Here is a 14,012-nt window from a genome sequence, read left to right on the forward strand (position 1 = left end):
TCAGTTTCTCGTCTGCTGTGCCGGATATACTCTTTTTTATTGGAGAACATGAGTGTTTCGCCTTATACTGGATATACAGATCCTTACATAAAGAGAGGAGACCATATGAAATCGCTGCTGGCTATTTATCCCGGTTCGATTGTGTCTGAAGAGCTTTGCGTACAGGAAGGCTGTCTATGTTTTTTTGATGAGAACAGTCAGAGATATATCTCCATTCCAAAAACAGAGATTAGCGAAAAAGAAATAATGCTGCTGCAGTCATTTTTGACGCCTGCGGATGAGGTCAATCAAATGTCTTTGAAGTCGGCGGAAGAAAACAAGTGGTTTGCGTTTCTTTTTTCTAGAGGGGAAGTGCCGGCGGATATAAAGAAGCGAACGAGATTTGTTCATTTTCATTTGATCGGTAATATAGAGCGGACGTCATTTGCGGAAGCTGTTCGTCATTTTTGGCCGGTGTCTTTTGTGATTGTGTGGATGCATGAGGACAGAGGCGTGATTGTCGAGCAGGAAAGTGAAGCGGCGGCGGGGAAGGACGAACTTGAATCGCTTGCTAAGGTTCTTGAGAGTGATTTCTACTTCAGTGTCCGTTTTTACGCCGGGAGATTTTATGAACCGGATGAGAGTCTCCGTACTCATTACGCCCGTGAACAGACGTATTTCCTCTTTGCTGAAAAGCGGCTGCCTCAGATGCAAAGTGTGACCTTTGACATGATCTTTCCTTTTTTATTATTAGAAACAGAAAAAGAAAAGCTGCAAACGCTGCTCTCTGAAGAAGCTGAGCTTTTATTTGAAAATGAATCTGAGCTGAGAAAGACAATCAAGCTCTTTATTGAAAACAACTCAAACGTGACGTTAACGGCGAAACAGCTGCATCTGCACCGCAACAGCCTGCAATATCGAATTGACAAGTTTGTTGAGCGGTCAGGGATAGACATTAAAACATATAAAGGCGCGCTGCTCGCCTATTTTATCTGCCTGCAAAGCAAAAGTTCAGAATAAATTGGAAATATGCACGAAAATGGCTGGTTGATTTTATGAACACTGCCCATATCAGTGATATGGAAATGCTGTTACACTCAAGTGAGGAAAGCGTTTACAATGATAAAGGGGGAATCAAGATGGCTGAATTGCGGATGGAGCACATTTATAAATATTATGAGCAGAAGGAAGCGGCTGTTGATGACTTTAACCTTCACATTGACGATAAGGAATTTATCGTATTCGTCGGCCCGTCCGGCTGCGGGAAATCAACGACGCTGCGGATGGTGGCAGGACTTGAAGAAATTTCAAAAGGCGATTTTTATATTGAGGGGAAACGGGTAAATGATGTAGCGCCAAAGGACAGGGATATCGCGATGGTCTTTCAAAACTACGCGCTCTATCCGCATATGACGGTCTACGATAATATCGCATTCGGGCTGAAACTTCGGAAAATGCCGAAGCCTGAAATCAAAAAAAGAGTAGAGGAAGCCGCTAAAATTCTCGGGCTGGAGGAATATTTGCACCGCAAACCGAAAGCGCTGTCAGGCGGACAGAGACAGCGGGTCGCGCTTGGACGGGCGATCGTGCGGGATGCAAAGGTGTTCCTGATGGATGAGCCTTTGTCGAACCTGGACGCCAAGCTGAGGGTGCAAATGCGTGCGGAAATTATTAAGCTCCACCAGAGACTGCAAACCACAACGATTTACGTGACGCATGACCAGACAGAAGCGCTGACGATGGCGACACGGATCGTGGTCATGAAAGACGGAAAAATCCAGCAGATCGGGACGCCAAAGGATGTATATGAATTCCCTGAAAACGTCTTTGTCGGCGGTTTTATCGGGTCACCAGCGATGAACTTTTTCAAAGGAAAGCTGACGGAAGGCGTCATCAAAATCGGTTCTGCGGCATTAACCGTGCCGGAAGGAAAAATGAAAGTGCTGCGTGAAAAGGGCTATATCGGCAAAGAAGTCATCTTCGGCATTCGTCCTGAGGATATTCATGATGAATTGATTGTCGTGGAATCGTATAAGAACTCTTCGATTAAAGCGAAAATCAATGTCGCAGAGCTGCTTGGTTCAGAAATCATGATTTATTCGCAGATCGAAAACCAAGACTTTATTGCGCGGATTGACGCCCGTCTCGATATTCAATCAGGTGATGAGCTGACGGTTGCGTTTGATATGAATAAAAGCCATTTCTTTGACAGTGAGACAGAAGTGAGAATTCGCTAAGTTCTAAACCGGACATGGAGACATGTCCGGTTTTTTTTCGCTCCAAGGTTTACAGAAAAAACCGCAGCGGGTAGTGGTTGGTAAGAAAGGAGAGATAGAGATGTGGCATGCGGCAATGTGGGGCGGGATCTCAGGCTCTGCTGTTTTGCTGGGCGCGCTGGCGTCCATGTTTTTTTCGATTCGCAAACAGATCATCGGCTATATTATGGCTTTTGGCACAGGGGTATTAATTGGCGCGGCTGCTTACGAACTTCTTGGGGATGCAGCGGCAGAAGGCGGGATGGTGTCGACGGGCGCCGGATTTATTGCAGGGGCGGTCGTTTTTACGATTTTTGATTACGCGGTTTCTAAAAGAGGCGCGTCACATAGAAAAAGATCGGGACAAGCAGCTGCCGGCGGAGGAGGAATCGCCATTTTTATCGGCACCGTCATGGACGCTGTCCCGGAATCGATTATGATTGGCGCCAGTCTTCTCGAAGAACAATCGGTCAGCTTCCTTTTGGTGATCGCTATTTTTATCAGCAATATACCTGAAGGGCTGTCCAGTACAACAGGAATGAAAAGCAGCGGGTATACCAGAACGAAAATTTTGCTGCTTTGGGCCGCAGTGCTCGTGATTTCAATTCTCGCTTCATGGTCAGGTTATTTCTTTCTAAACGGTGCTTCTGAAGAAGTGATGTCAGCAATCGCGGCGTTTGCGGGCGGGGGAATCATTGCGATGGTTGCGTCGACGATGATGCCCGAGGCGTACGAAGACAGCGGTCCAATGACAGGTTTAATCGCTGCACTTGGGCTGTTAACCTCGCTGGTTTTGAATCAGTTTTCTTAAATGTGCCGGTCATACTTCCATGTCCGGTTTTTTTGCTTGAAAATTTCAGAAAAAAACCGATGAAAAAGGAGGAAGAAATAGACAGAAAGCAGGAGAACGATGAAACAATTGATTTTAAGCATTTTTCTTTTGGGAAGCTGCTCGGCTCTGGCGGCTTGCGCTGATCAAGAGGCGAACGCGGAGCAGCAGATGCCGAAAGCGGAACAAAAGAAACCGGAAGAAAAGACAATACATGTTCAGAAAAAAGAGGACGATACATCCGCATGGATCAAAACAGAGAAACCGGCAAAGCTGCCGATTTTGATGTACCACAGCATTTCCTCAGGAAACAGCCTCCGTGTCCCGAAGGAAGAATTCGAAGCGCATATGAAATGGCTGCAAGATAACGGCTATCAGACATTAACGCCGAAAGAGGCGTACCTTATGCTGACGCAGGATAAAAAGCCGAGTGAGAAATGCGTGCTGATCACGTTTGATGACGGATACACCGACAATTATCAGGACGCGTATCCGGTGCTGAAAAAGTACGGGATGAAGGCGACGATTTTTATGATCGGCAAATCGATCGGACATCAACATCATCTGACAGAGAACCAAATGAAAGAAATGGCGCAGAACGGCGTATCGATTGAAAGCCATACAATTGACCACCTTGAACTGAACGGGTTATCGCCTGAACAGCAGTACAATGAGATGGCTGATTCGAAAAAGCTGTTTGACAACATGTTTCATCAAGAAACCTCCATCATCAGCTACCCGGTAGGGCGCTACAATGAGGAGACGCTGAAGGCAGCCGAAGAAACGGGCTATCAAATGGGCGTGACGACAGAACCGGGCGCGGCATCGAGAGACCAGGGTATGTACGCCCTCCACCGAGTGCGCGTGTCTCCGGGCATGTCAGGTGCGGCTTTTGGCGCATACATTGAGTCGATGAAATAAAAAAAGGCGGCGCTTAAACGCCGCCGCAGCGTGTCGACAAACCCTTGCATTCGTTGTTAAGCCTGTGCGTTGGTGCTCACGAATTAGGACATTCGCTCCGCTCCAATGCTCGCCTTTCCTAGACTTCAAGGGTTTTCAACCACGCTGAAAAGATGACAACATCCTAAAACTAAACCGTTTTAGGATGTTGTCAACAATCTGAGGCGGCGCTTAAACGCCGCCGTCTCCTCCTCCGCAGCCGGAATCACTGAAACTGCCGTCACTGCCGCATCCTCCGTTATGGTGCGAGCCATGGTCTGAATAACCCCCGAAAAACCCGCTGTCCGCATGCTGGCGGCTTTTGTTTTCCAAGGGCTTTGGCTGTACGACTGAAACGAAAACAATAATCGCTATAATGAATAAGATAATCACAATCACTTCTGGTCACTCCCTTTTCTCACCATATCTGTTATACGAACGAAACGCTGGCCGGTTTCATTTCAGAGAAATCGATTCCTTCAGCCGGTCTCTGAACCAGCGCTTCAACACCCCGTGTCCTTTGTTTGACAATAACGTGTTGACACGCCAATACATAGGGGGATGAGGTGCGAACTGAAAATCAATGAATCTGAAAAGCCAGCTTTTATCACGGGAGAGAGAGTCAATGGTAAGCTCGTCCTCATCTGCTTCAGAGCTGTAGGCGCTTTGTTTCTGTATATCCTCATCCTGCCGAACCGCCAAGATCCTCAATGCTTCCGCCATTTGTTTGTACCCGTCTTCCAGCAGTGAGGCGCCAAGGTTGTCAGCGCGCACCTCCATCCATTGTGAACAAAAGGATTGATAGAGCTGAAACAGGATGATGATTGCCATGATGAAAACCCAAAGCGCCACTTTATGGTCCGCGGGATGGGCGATATGCTGCTCAAATAAGAGGATGATCCCAACGACGGCTCCAAGATATAGAAAACGCAAAAGCTGTGATGACAAAACGTCACGTTTTTTAATATGAATCGCTTCATGGGCCACAATGCCTTCGATGACACGCTGCGGAAGTGTTAGTGTGGCGCTTGTCAGAATGACCATTGACCTTCCGACATTCATGCCGACTGCCATTCCGTTGTAATCATCACTCTCCGTCTCGTATATGCGGACATGGGAAATGCCGGCTTTGCGGAAAATTTTGTCGGCCGCTGTCTGTACATGCGGATGATGACAAGGCTTGGCATCCATTGCCGCCCGCAAAACAATGTCTGACAGGTACATATTGAAAATCCAGTACAACATCACGGCAACGGCCATGACCCATGGAGAGGTTTGCAATCCGTATAATGCGAGCACCAGTAAGGCGTAAGCTGACACGCCTTTTACGCTGGCGGCAAAATAAAGCTTCCCAAGCAGCCGCTTCACATTTTTTCTATGATAAAACGGCAAAACAGAAATCACAGTGTCCTCGTTGTTTTCCGCGTCTGTGTATTCCCGGAGAATCGCTTTCCATCTTTGCGGTTCCTTCACTGTCAGAAACAGCGTTTCACCGGGAAGGGACAGTTTGATGACTTGCTGAAAGCTTGTTGTCAAATCTACACGAGATGAATACATCGTCAGAAGCGGATGGAGCTTTAAGAGATCGGCTGTTGATTCAAGCTGGATGTCTTTCAAATCGGAAAGCGGGTATGTACGGGTTTCATAACGCGAGCTGATGTGCAATTTTTCTAAGGACGCCGAATACAAAACGGTTACACTGAAAACATTCCATATTCGTTTTACAAGTGCTCCTCCGCCGGAGATCATGCCGAAAAGGATCACATATTTGAGAGCGCTTGGATCAGGTCCATAGATGAAAAAAATAATGGCGCCCGCAAACACAACGGCGGTCAGCATGATGTCTGACAGGAGGCGTGTTTTGTTTCTGGCAAGCTCGATTTCCTGCCAGTCTCCCGAAGGTTTTTCCGCACGTTCTGACACTGTGAGATCCATTGCGGTCCAATAACAGTAAAACATTGTCGCGATCGAGACAATGCCGTCCATGAATGATTGATGAGAGAAGATATAAACAGCAGCGCAAACCCAAAGAACGATGTCAATCCAGAAGTCTATGAACGGAATGAGTTTTGCTGCCAGGGCTGATATAAAATATAATCCCAGCCCGAGAATCATAACGAGAAATAGATCTATTCCCATAGGCATGCTAGAGTCCTTTCTATCTGGTATTTCCAACTATTACTATACCATGGCGCGGGAATTTGCAAAAACAGGAATATGTAAAAAAAGCAAGCTCTTTCGTTTGACGAAGAACTTGCTTGCGGTGTATCAATAAAACTGGTGAAGCAGCAATAAGGTTAAGGACACTGTAATGGCTCCCCCGATTCGGGTAGACACCTGGGCGAATGGCATCAATTCAAGCCTTTCTGCGGCGCTTAAAATGGCGACGTCCCCGGTGCCGCCTTGTCCTGAGTGGCACGCATTGATAATGGCGGTCTCAATCGGATACATGTTCAGCCACTTTCCGGTGAAGAAGCCGACGGCCATCATGGTCACAACGACAGACAGAATCGTAATGATGTTGTTGAGATTAAAGGCGGCGACAAGCTTGTCCCACGGCGTCATGGACACCCCGATCGCAAAGAGCAGCGGGTAGGTCACAGCGGTTGAAAAGAAGCGGGACACCCCAAACGCGCCATTTTCAATTGAGGCGGGCGCCAATCTGAACAGCTTAATCAGAACAGCCAGTAACAGCATGGCAACGGGTGCCGGAAATCCAAAAAAGTCGTGAGCGAGCATGCCGACTAAGTATAAAGAAACAGCAAGGATACCGCCTGACGCAAATAAGGAAAGGTTGAACATTTGCTGTCCGCTTTGCGATTCTTCCAGCGCAGGGGACTCTTCTTCAGATCGGTCCACTTTGCCGTTGCCTGTCCATTCCGGTTTTTTCTTACCGATTCTGTTCAGCAATCCCGCTAGAATGATCGCGCACAGACTGCCCAGCATGATCGACGGCAGAACAAGTGCAAACGCTTCCCCTTGAGACATCGGCATGATGTCAGAATAACCGATGGACAGCGGGATAGCGCCTTCTCCGACACCCCCTGCCATGATAGGGATGACGATGTACAGCAATGTGTGCTGAAATCCGAGCCCGAGCGATGTGCCGACAGCCAGTCCGACAATAGCGGCTGCGACAGAACCGGCAATAAGCGGAATAAAGATTTTCATGAATGCTTTTATGAGTGTTTCTCTTTTCATGCCGAGGATGCTTCCGACGACAATCCCAGCGATAAATAAGTATAGAAAGTTTGAGTTTTCTGTAAATTCTGTGGTGGATTTGACGATATCATTAGGCAGCAGGTGATAGTAGACGACAGCGGACGGAATAAAAGTAGCTAGGATGGCTGGGCCGCCGATAGAACGAACAATCGGTATCGATTTACCGATTTGGGCAAAGGTAAACCCGAAAAAAGCCATGACGGCAATGGATGTCAAGATGTCACTTTTCACATCGTGATGCATAACAAAAACAGTGATTAATATAAACAGCAAGGCATACACAGGAAGCGGTATAATGCCTACTTTTATATTCATGGCTCTCGCAAACCAATTCTCTTTTCGAACCCCTTCGTGAATTGTATCCGTTTGCAATTGCATTTGGGTTTGAAGCTCTCCCATTGAAAAACCTCCCCTATTCTTGATGCAGTGAAATTGTTCACTACATGAATTATACTAAAAAATTGAAATGTTTAATATATTAAAAATTTACTATTCAGGTTTTCAAATCTTCCCGGTTCAAATAGAAAGAGGCATTCCGACTAAAAACGGTCTATGACGGAGTGCTGAGAAGCGAGGGCTGGTGACGGACAAGCATTTTATTCGCAAGGAACGAAATGTTGATGTACGATAATAAAGGGTCATTTATCCTAGCATCCGTCATAAATCCTCAACAAAATAGACAATAATCCGTCACACAGTGCGGGACTTTTTAGGTATTTTGGTCTTTATTTTTGAAATAAATCGTTGTAAAGTACTTAATATGAACCAGTAAGAGAATGTGTCATTTGATCAGTCTGGCAATCAGGAATCATATTGAATGATTTTTTGACATGTTTGTGAAATATTGAACAAATATTTTTTTCGTCTGCTTTGTGAATTGGTGATCAAAGTATCGCTTTTATTTGTGAAATAGTGAGCAAAATGCAGTTTTTAACCGGAAATGGAGGAGAAAGCATGAGTGAATTAGTTTTAGCCCGCATTCAATTTGCATCAACAACATTGTTTCACTTCTTGTTTGTGCCGTTGTCTATTGGGCTTGTGTTTATGGTTGCGTTGATGGAGACTCTTTATCTTGTGAAAAAAAATGAGCTGTACCTCAAAATGGCAAAGTTTTGGGGACACTTATTCTTAATCAATTTTGCAGTCGGTGTTGTAACGGGGATTTTGCAAGAATTCCAGTTTGGAATGAACTGGTCTGATTACTCCCGTTTTGTCGGAGATGTATTTGGCGCTCCGCTTGCGATTGAAGCATTATTGGCGTTTTTCATGGAATCGATCTTTATCGGATTGTGGATTTTCGGCTGGGACCGCCTGCCGAAAAAAATTCACGTTCTCTGCATTTGGCTCGTATCATTTGGAACGATTATGTCGTCTTTCTGGATTTTAACCGCGAACTCCTTTATGCAGGAGCCTGTCGGCTTTACGATCAAAAATGGCCGCGCGGAAATGAACGACTTTGCCGCGCTGATTACAAACCCTCAGCTTTGGGTTGAATTTCCGCACGTCATTTTCGGTGCGCTTGCCACCGGGGCTTTCTTTATCGCCGGAGTGAGTGCTTTTAAACTATTGAAGAAAAAAGAAGTGCCGTTTTTCAAACAATCTTTTAAACTCGCAATGATTGTCGGCCTTTGTGCCGGTCTTGGCGTCGCACTTAGCGGACACGCGCAGGCTGAGCACTTGATGGAATCACAGCCGATGAAAATGGCTGCCAGCGAAGGCCTTTGGGAAGACAGCGGTGACCCTGCTGCTTGGACGGCTTTTGCCACGATTGATACAACAAATGAAAAAAGCTCAAATGAAATCAAAGTTCCTTATGCTTTGAGCTACTTGGCGTATCAAAAATTCAGCGGAAGTGTCAAAGGGATGAAAACACTTCAGGCTGAGTACGAAAAAATATACGGAAAAGGCGACTACATTCCGCCTGTAAAAACGACATTCTGGAGCTTCCGCATCATGGTTGGCGCAGGTGTTGTCATGATTCTTGCTGCGTTAGGCGGCCTTTGGTTAAACCGCCGCAAAAAGCTTGAAAACAGCAAATGGTATTTGCGCATCATGATCGCGTTGATTTCCTTCCCGTTTATTGCGAACTCCGCGGGCTGGATTATGACAGAAATCGGACGCCAGCCTTGGACGGTTATGGGCTTAATGACAACCGCTCAATCTGTGTCGCCTAACGTAACAGCCGGCTCCCTGTTATTCTCAATCATCGCGTTCGGTGTGATGTACTTGATTCTGGGGGCGCTGCTTGCCTTCTTATTCGTCCGTGAAATTAAAAAAGGCGCGGAGCATGGTGATCATCATGATGCTCCTGTATCAACAGATCCATTTAGTCAGGAGGTATACCATGTCTCTTCATGATCTTTGGTTTATACTCGTTGCTGTATTGTTTGTAGGTTTCTTCTTTTTAGAAGGCTTTGATTTCGGGGTCGGCATGGCGACCCGTTTTCTTGGCCATAATGAATTAGAACGCAGAGTGCTGATCAACACGATCGGACCGTTTTGGGATGCGAATGAAGTATGGCTTTTGACTGGTGCAGGCGCCATTTTCGCGGCATTTCCGAACTGGTATGCAACGATGCTGAGCGGTTATTACATTCCGTTTGTCATTGTGCTGCTTGCATTAATAGGCCGCGGGGTCGCGTTTGAATTCCGCGGCAAGGTTGATCATTTAAAATGGGTAAAGGTTTGGGACTGGGTCGTTTTCTTCGGCAGTCTGATTCCTCCGTTTGTGCTTGGTGTGCTGTTCGCGACATTATTCCGCGGGATGCCGATTGATGCCGATATGAACATTCACGCGCAAGTATCCGATTATTTCAATGTGTACTCTGTACTTGGCGGTGTGACTGTAACACTTCTTTGCTTCCAGCACGGATTAATGTTTATCACGCTGCGTACGATCGGTGATTTGCAAAACCGCGCCCGGAACATGGCGCAAAAGATAATGGGTGTTGTTTTTGTAGTGGTTCTAGCTTTCGCGGCTCTTTCTGCCTATCAGACAGACATGTTTACACGCCGCGGCGAGATAACCATTCCGCTCGTTGTTTTGATTGTCATCTGCTTTATGCTCGCGGCTGTCTTTATCCGTAAGAAAAAAGACGGCTGGACATTTGGGATGACTGGCGCGGGGCTGGCGCTGACTGTAGGAATGATCTTTATTTCATTATTCCCTCGGGTCATGGTCAGCTCGCTTCAAAGCGCGTACGATTTAACAGTAGCTAACGCTTCTTCCGGTGATTATTCGCTTAAAGTCATGTCAATTGCGGCATTAACCCTATTGCCGTTTGTAATCGGCAGTCAGATCTGGAGCTATTATGTCTTCCGGAAGCGCGTCAGCCATAAGGAGCCTATGACTTATTAATGGGAAAAGACCTGTTTCGATATAAAGGAATGAAGCGGATTCTCACCGTGATTACTTGTTTAACGCTGATTCAGACAGCTGCCATTATTATGCAGGCAGAGTGGCTGAGTGAAGCCGTAACCGGACTGTTCAACGGGAAGAGCATGGCCTCCCTGTTTCCGGTGATCGGCTTTTTCCTCATCGCTTTTGTCGCCCGGCACGGGGTGACGGTGGCACGCCAGAAAATCGTCTATCAATATGCCGCCCGGACAGGAGCCGATTTGAGAAAGAGTTTTCTTGATCAGCTGTTCCGGTTAGGTCCCCGCTTTGCAAAGAAAGAGGGGACGGGGCAAATGGTGACGCTGGCGATGGAAGGCATCAGCCAGTTCCGCCGCTACCTGGAGCTGTTTCTGCCGAAAATGGTCAGCATGGCGATTGTGCCGGCGGCGGTTGTCATTTATGTGTTTTTTCAGGATCGCACGTCAGCCGTCATTTTAGCCGCTGCGATGCCGATTCTGATCATCTTTATGATTCTCCTCGGCCTTGTCGCGCAGAGAAAAGCGGATCGCCAGTGGAAATCCTATCAGAGACTTTCCAATCATTTTGTTGATTCTCTTCGCGGGCTGGAGACATTGCGTTTTTTAGGTTTGAGCAAGTCGCACAGCAAAAACATTTTCTACGTTAGTGAGCGGTATCGCAAAGCAACGATGAGCACACTTCGGGTGGCATTTTTATCTTCATTCGCCCTCGATTTTTTCACGATGCTGTCAGTGGCGACAGTTGCAGTGTTTTTGGGCCTGCGCCTTATTGACGGAGATATTTTGCTTGGTCCCGCCTTAACGGCGCTCATTCTGGCACCTGAGTATTTTCTGCCGGTGCGGGAAGTGGGGAATGATTATCATGCAACGCTGAACGGACAGGAAGCAGGCAAAACCATTCAAGAGATTTTGTCGCAGCCTGGTTTTAAAAAAGAGGCGCCGCTTCAGCTTGGGACGTGGTCCGAACAGGATGAGCTGAAAGTGTCCGGCGTGTCAGTCGGCCGGTCGGTGTCCGATATTGATTTGTCATTGAAAGGCAAGAAAAAAATCGGCATCATCGGTGCAAGCGGTGCCGGGAAATCAACATTCATTGATGTCCTTGGCGGATTTTTGGAGCCTGATGACGGTATGATCGAGGTCAATGGCTCAAGCCGGTCCCACTTGCAGGACGGAAGCTGGCAGAAAAACCTCCTTTATATCCCGCAGCATCCGTACATTTTTGATGACACGCTGGCGAACAACATTCGCTTTTACCATCCAAGCGCGTCGGCCGAGGATACAGCCCGCGCCGCTGCCTCGGCGGGACTGACGGAGCTGGTGGACAAACTTCCGGACGGATTAGAGGGACGGATCGGGGAAGGCGGCCGGGCGCTCAGCGGCGGCCAGGCTCAGCGTGTCGCACTGGCCCGTGCCTTTTTGGGAAACCGCCCAATCCTGCTGCTGGATGAGCCGACCGCCCATCTTGATATCGAAACAGAATATGAATTAAAAGAAACGATGCTGGATTTATTTGAGGATAAGCTCGTCTTTCTCGCGACACACCGCCTTCACTGGATGCTCGATATGGATGAAATCATCGTGCTTGACGGGGGCAGGGTTGCAGAAATCGGGACTCACGATGAATTGCTGGCGACAAACGGTGTGTACACCAAACTGGTGAAGGCGCAACTGGGGGAAAGAGCATGAAGAAAGAAGAATGGATTCTGCCGTATATCAAGCAAAATGCCCGCCTTTTCGTTCTGGTTATCTTGTTGGGAGCGGTGACGATTTTTTCTGCTGCTTTTCTCATGTTCACCTCAGGATTTTTGATCTCGAAGGCGGCGACAAGGCCGGAAAACATCCTGCTCATTTATGTGCCGATTGTCGCTGTGCGCACCTTTGGGATTGCACGGTCTGTGTCACGATATGCGGAACGCCTTGTCGGCCATCACATCATTTTAAAAATCGTGTCCGACATGCGCGTCCGCCTTTACAACATGCTTGAGCCGGGTGCTTTGATGCTGCGTTCCCGATTTCGCACGGGGGATATGCTCGGCATTTTGTCGGAGGATATTGAGCATTTGCAGGATGCCTTCTTAAAAACGATTTTTCCTGCGATCTCGGCCTTGCTTCTGTATGCTGTTTCAGTAATCGCGCTTGGCTTCTTCTCTTGGCCGTTTGCCATATTGCTTGCGCTTTACTTGTTTGTTCTTGTTATACTGTTTCCGGTTGTGTCTTTGCTCGTGACGAGAGCGAAGAATGCGAAGCTGAAAAGCGGGCGGAATGTGCTGTACAGCCGGCTGACAGATGCCGTGATGGGTGTCAGCGACTGGATGTTCAGCGGACGCCGGCATGCTTTTATTGATTCCTATGAAAAAGAAGAACATGCTTGGTTTGAGCTTGAACGGAACAAACAGCGCTTCACAAGATGGCGGGATTTCGCCGCGCAATGCTTTGTCGCGGGCCTCATTTTGCTGATGCTGTTTTGGACGGCGGGGCAGCATGCAGACGGCGAACTCGCCAAAACGATGATTGCGGCCTTTGTGCTAGTGGTGTTCCCTTTGACGGAAGCCTTTCTGCCGCTTTCAGATGCTTTGGGCGAAGTGCCCAGCTATCAGGATTCCATCAGACGCATGAACAAGGTAGCCCCTCAAACGGAAGCGTCACAAACAGAATCAGCGGCTGAAACGCTCGATCTCCAAGATGTCACACTGTCCTTTCGTGATGTGGCGTTTGCTTATGATAACAGCAGCCGAGTGCTGAACGGCTTTTCCTTTACGCTGGGCCAAGGAGAAAAAATGGCGCTGCTCGGCCGGAGCGGGTCTGGGAAATCAACGTCGCTCGCATTAATCGAGGGCGCCTTAAAGCCGGATTCAGGATCTGTGACGTTAAACGGAGTGGAGACCGAGCTGTTAAAGGATCAGATTGCTGATACGGTAGCTGTGTTAAATCAAAAACCTCATCTGTTTGATACAAGCATTCTGAACAACATCAGGCTTGGAAATGGCGACGCAAGCGACGAGGATGTGCGCCGTGCTGCAAAGCAGGTGAAGTTGCATGATTATATTGAGTCACTGCCTGACGGATATCATACATCTGTTCAGGAAACCGGCATCCGGTTTTCCGGAGGGGAGCGCCAGCGGATCGCACTCGCCCGGATTTTGCTGCAGGATACGCCGATCATCATCCTCGATGAGCCGACAGTCGGACTCGATCCCATTACAGAACGCGAACTAATGAATACGGTGTTTGACGTACTGAAAGGAAAAACGATTTTATGGATTACGCACCACCTCGCGGGAGTGGAAGCGGCGGATAAAATTGTGTTTCTCGAAAACGGCAAAACAGAAATGGAAGGAACGCATGAGGAACTGCTGGCGGCAAACGAACGGTATCGCCGCCTGTATCATCTTGATGTTCCTGTGAAATAAGAC

At 47.7% G+C, this 14,012-nt stretch carries 11 protein-coding genes; 8 read left to right on the forward strand and 3 right to left on the reverse strand.

The window, feature by feature from the left end; translation table 11 throughout:
* Positions 1-105 precede the first annotated feature (105 nt).
* From V6D44_RS06445 to V6D44_RS06460, 4 genes are all read left to right on the forward strand, one after another.
* On the forward strand, positions 106-999 hold the full coding sequence (locus tag V6D44_RS06445; protein ID WP_087993253.1) for a PucR family transcriptional regulator: 894 nt from the start codon (positions 106-108) through the stop codon (positions 997-999).
* Between the two features lie 119 nt (positions 1,000-1,118).
* Positions 1,119-2,216 (forward strand): maltodextrin ABC transporter ATP-binding protein MsmX, encoded by a 1,098-nt coding sequence (gene msmX / locus V6D44_RS06450; RefSeq protein ID WP_087993252.1) that lies wholly within the window; start codon positions 1,119-1,121, stop codon positions 2,214-2,216.
* Between the two features lie 100 nt (positions 2,217-2,316).
* Positions 2,317-3,045 carry a ZIP family metal transporter gene (locus tag V6D44_RS06455; RefSeq protein WP_289348744.1) on the forward strand — a complete coding sequence of 243 codons (729 nt, stop codon included), beginning with the start codon at positions 2,317-2,319 and terminating at the stop codon, positions 3,043-3,045.
* 99 nt (positions 3,046-3,144) lie between these two features.
* A complete protein-coding gene (locus V6D44_RS06460) occupies positions 3,145-3,984 on the forward strand; it encodes a polysaccharide deacetylase family protein (protein WP_253268678.1) in 840 nt (279 codons plus the stop codon).
* A 210-nt stretch (positions 3,985-4,194) separates the two neighbouring features.
* Here V6D44_RS06460 and V6D44_RS06465 read toward each other — a convergent pair whose 3' ends face one another.
* The 3 genes from V6D44_RS06465 to cimH form a co-directional block, all read right to left on the reverse strand.
* The gene (locus V6D44_RS06465; RefSeq protein ID WP_253268677.1) at positions 4,195-4,401 is read right to left on the reverse strand and encodes a hypothetical protein; all 207 of its coding nucleotides are present in this window, start codon (positions 4,399-4,401) and stop codon (positions 4,195-4,197) included.
* Positions 4,402-4,458: 57 nt separating this feature from the next.
* Positions 4,459-6,147, reverse strand: a complete 1,689-nt coding sequence (locus V6D44_RS06470; protein ID WP_333516365.1) for a M56 family metallopeptidase — start codon at positions 6,145-6,147, stop codon at positions 4,459-4,461.
* 123 nt (positions 6,148-6,270) lie between these two features.
* Positions 6,271-7,623 (reverse strand): citrate/malate transporter CimH, encoded by a 1,353-nt coding sequence (cimH, locus tag V6D44_RS06475; RefSeq protein WP_202327857.1) that lies wholly within the window; start codon positions 7,621-7,623, stop codon positions 6,271-6,273.
* 555 nt (positions 7,624-8,178) lie between these two features.
* Between cimH and cydA the strand changes: the two genes are divergently transcribed.
* The 4 genes from cydA to cydC are packed head-to-tail and all read left to right on the forward strand — an operon-like array spanning position 8,179 to position 14,009.
* On the forward strand, positions 8,179-9,582 hold the full coding sequence (gene cydA / locus V6D44_RS06480) for a cytochrome ubiquinol oxidase subunit I (protein WP_087993246.1): 1,404 nt from the start codon (positions 8,179-8,181) through the stop codon (positions 9,580-9,582).
* Complete coding sequence (gene cydB, locus V6D44_RS06485) at positions 9,569-10,582, forward strand: cytochrome d ubiquinol oxidase subunit II (RefSeq protein WP_202327858.1); 1,014 nt, start codon at positions 9,569-9,571, stop codon at positions 10,580-10,582. The genes cydA and cydB overlap by 14 nt, the downstream gene beginning before the upstream one ends.
* Positions 10,582-12,285: a thiol reductant ABC exporter subunit CydD gene (gene cydD / locus V6D44_RS06490; protein ID WP_202327859.1), complete on the forward strand. Its 1,704-nt coding sequence runs from the start codon at positions 10,582-10,584 to the stop codon at positions 12,283-12,285. Before cydB ends, cydD begins: the two co-directional genes overlap by 1 nt.
* A complete protein-coding gene (cydC, locus tag V6D44_RS06495) occupies positions 12,282-14,009 on the forward strand; it encodes a thiol reductant ABC exporter subunit CydC (protein WP_087993244.1) in 1,728 nt (575 codons plus the stop codon). The genes cydD and cydC overlap by 4 nt, the downstream gene beginning before the upstream one ends.
* The last annotated feature ends 3 nt before the right edge of the window (positions 14,010-14,012 follow it).

It is taken from the genome of Bacillus sp. 0209A, assembly GCF_036765095.1.
Lineage (GTDB): Bacteria > Bacillota > Bacilli > Bacillales > Bacillaceae > Bacillus > Bacillus subtilis_G.

Coding starts and splice junctions, on each gene's coding strand:
- V6D44_RS06445 (WP_087993253.1), top strand. CDS start 106: ATGAAATCGCTGCTGGCTATTTATCCCGGTTCGATTGTGTCTGAAGAG.
- msmX (WP_087993252.1), top strand. CDS start 1,119: ATGGCTGAATTGCGGATGGAGCACATTTATAAATATTATGAGCAGAAG.
- V6D44_RS06455 (WP_289348744.1), top strand. CDS start 2,317: ATGTGGCATGCGGCAATGTGGGGCGGGATCTCAGGCTCTGCTGTTTTG.
- V6D44_RS06460 (WP_253268678.1), top strand. CDS start 3,145: ATGAAACAATTGATTTTAAGCATTTTTCTTTTGGGAAGCTGCTCGGCT.
- V6D44_RS06470 (WP_333516365.1), bottom strand. CDS start 6,147: ATGCCTATGGGAATAGATCTATTTCTCGTTATGATTCTCGGGCTGGGA.
- cimH (WP_202327857.1), bottom strand. CDS start 7,623: ATGGGAGAGCTTCAAACCCAAATGCAATTGCAAACGGATACAATTCAC.
- cydA (WP_087993246.1), top strand. CDS start 8,179: ATGAGTGAATTAGTTTTAGCCCGCATTCAATTTGCATCAACAACATTG.
- cydB (WP_202327858.1), top strand. CDS start 9,569: ATGTCTCTTCATGATCTTTGGTTTATACTCGTTGCTGTATTGTTTGTA.
- cydD (WP_202327859.1), top strand. CDS start 10,582: ATGGGAAAAGACCTGTTTCGATATAAAGGAATGAAGCGGATTCTCACC.
- cydC (WP_087993244.1), top strand. CDS start 12,282: ATGAAGAAAGAAGAATGGATTCTGCCGTATATCAAGCAAAATGCCCGC.